Genomic DNA, 2,466 nt, shown 5'->3' on the forward strand with positions numbered 1-2,466 from the left:
TGAATTTTGATTTATATCCCCCCTTTTTAACCTATCCCTTATAAGGAACTCATGAAAACCTTGTGGGAGGGTGGGGAGAGGGGGATTCAGCAATTAACAATTAACAATTAATAATTACCTCTTCTTAAAACGGATAGGATTGACTAAAAGGATTTTTTTTTATTTTATCCCCTATCCAAGGGGAGTCTTTAAACCTAAATTATTGAATGAAGAATTATTAATTATTCGGTAATAATCTTGTCTGCATCTCTCAAAAAAATGTCTAATTAAATACACTTTTATGAGAAAAAAGCCTTTCAAAGCACTTACACATAAATTATATCTAATGTCTACGTTTTATGTTAATAAAGATGTTTATAAAGCATAGCTTTTTAAGGGGGTAAATAAAATGGAAAATTCCCCTTATTAAGGGGGATTTAGGGGGATCGATGACTTCTCAAAAAAACTCTTAGGGATTGTTGATTAAATCGGAAAGCAAGGCTCGGAAATAATTTACCGAATCATTAAGAATTAATAATTATTAATTAAATAATTCAGCTTTATTAGCCTCCCCTTTCAAGGAGAAAAAGCGGTCGTTAGCGAAGCTGTCCGTTAGGATGGGAAACCTCGCCATATCCAATCGACCAAGAGAAGAAATAACATTTCCTTATATTCAATTCCCGAACGGTTTTAACCTTCTTGTAATTATCAAGTTCGCCATTATCCATTAATGAAATACAGCCTCTAAGTTATTTCTTAATTATTAGAGTTATATCATCTTCAGATAAATGTCTAATTTTAAAGGGATGAAAAGAATAAACTTTAGTATTTCAAGCCTCTAGCTTGAGCCGGAGGTACTGTTTCGCTACGCGACAAAACCCAGCTAAAATCCAGGAGGCGAACTTATAACTGAGATGACCTTACCATTATATTCCAGAAAAGATTATTTTTTTTGTTGAACTTATCTGTTAAAATTAAATAATATTCAGCTATTATAGCCGAACTTTTGTCAAAAATTTAATTCAGGACGGGTTAACAATCGTGGGATTCAAAATCGGTTTGTTGGGATTAGGTACAGTCGGTACAGGGACAGCAAAAATTTTGCTATCCCCACAAGGTCGCCATCCTTTAATTCAGGAACTGGAGATATACCGAGTGGGAGTGCGCGATGTATCCAAAACTCGGGATGTAAATATATCTCCAGATATTTTAACAACAGATTTAGAGGCGATCGCTACTGACCCAGATGTAGACATAGTAATAGAACTCATCGGTGGGTTGGAACCAGCAAGAAGTCTGATTTTAAAAGCTATCGAACATGGTAAACACATCGTTACTGCCAACAAAGCTGTCATCTCTCGTTACGGTCCAGAAATTTTTGAGGCAGCTAACGCTAAAGGTGTTTATGTCATGTTAGAAGCAGCAGTGGGAGGCGGTATCCCAGTCATTCAACCTCTCAAAGAATCTCTGGGAGTAAATCGCATTCATTCTGTTATTGGTATTATCAACGGAACTACTAACTACATCCTTACCAGAATGCAAAAAGAGGGAGCAGACTTTGCAGACGTTCTCGCTGATGCTCAAAAGTTAGGGTACGCAGAAGCAGACCCCACTGCTGATGTGGAAGGGTTAGACGCCAAAGATAAAATCGCCATTCTTGCTTCCCTTGCTTTTAGTGGTCGAATAAAATTAGAAGATATCCACTGCGAAGGGATTCGTCAAGTAACCGCAGCAGATATTGCCTACGCTGACAGACTAGACTTCGTAATTAAATTATTAGCGATCGCCAAGCGCGACCCCAATAACACCAACTCCAGCACAGACGAATTACAACTAAGAGTACATCCTACTCTAGTTCCCAAAACTCACCCCCTCGCCAGTATCAACGATGTTTACAATGCTATTCTGATCGAAGGAGAACCTATCGGACAAGTGATGTTTTTTGGTCCTGGTGCTGGTTCTGGTCCGACTGCAAGTGCAGTAGTTTCTGATATTATGAGTATTGCTGCCATCCTGCAAACAGAAACCGAACCTATTCCTCACCCATTATTAAGCTGTACTCATCAACATTATTGTGAAACAGCACTGATGACAGAACTTGTCACCAGATTTTATGCTCGTTTCCTCACCAAGGATCACCCTGGTGTCATTGGTAAACTTGGTACTTGTTTCGGTAAACATGATGTTAGTTTAGAATCTGTGGTACAAACAGGAATACAGGATCGACTTGCAGAAATAGTTATTGTTACCCATGATGTAAGAGAAGGCAACTTCCGCCAAGCATTAGAAGAAATTCAATCATTAGATGTGATTGATAGCATTCCCACTGTATTGAGGGTGTTGTAGAAAGAAAAAAATTTGGTACTCCTGTAGATGTAGTGATTTAGACTGAAGCAAGGAAACAGGGAACGGGGAACAGAAAAGCCCCTAAATTCTATATTTCAAAAGAATAATATTCGCTCTCTAATTAACCTTATTATCCGAGTA

1 protein-coding gene is annotated in these 2,466 nt (G+C 38.0%); it reads left to right on the forward strand.

Annotated features, from left to right (window positions below; translation table 11 throughout):
- Positions 1-1,020 precede the first annotated feature (1,020 nt).
- Entirely contained in the window at positions 1,021-2,325 is a 1,305-nt protein-coding gene (locus F6K22_RS38695; protein WP_293110232.1) for a homoserine dehydrogenase, read from the forward strand.
- The last annotated feature ends 141 nt before the right edge of the window (positions 2,326-2,466 follow it).

Source organism: Okeania sp. SIO2F4, assembly GCF_010672385.1.
Classification (GTDB): domain Bacteria; phylum Cyanobacteriota; class Cyanobacteriia; order Cyanobacteriales; family Microcoleaceae; genus Trichodesmium.